The sequence below is a fragment of the Staphylococcus pasteuri genome (assembly GCF_030547725.1).
GTDB classification, from domain to species: Bacteria; Bacillota; Bacilli; order Staphylococcales; family Staphylococcaceae; genus Staphylococcus; species Staphylococcus pasteuri.
Genome location: NZ_JAUOQO010000678.1, coordinates 1 through 249, shown reverse-complemented (window position 1 = coordinate 249; position 249 = coordinate 1). Strand labels below are relative to the sequence as shown.

1 pseudogene is annotated in these 249 nt (G+C 45.0%); it reads right to left on the bottom strand.

Going from position 1 to position 249, the window contains the following annotated elements:
• Positions 1–249: pseudogene (locus Q4528_RS15140) on the bottom strand (hypothetical protein); the annotation flags it as partial.

Genomic DNA, 249 nt, shown 5'->3' with positions numbered 1-249 from the left:
CATCAGCTGATCCCAAAGATCTTCGTCAATTTGCACATATTGGCTAAGCACGCCTAAATGCGCGGCATTTAATAATGCGCCATCTAAACGGCCAAATTGATTGTCGATTGTGGCAACCATATCAAGGTAGTTCTGTTGACTAGCGCCTTTTAAATCAAGCGGAATGATTGCGGGCTGCGGTGCGCCTAGCGCTTCTATCTCATCATATACAGCTTCTAATTTTTTAACTGTTCGGCCAAGGAGGAACAC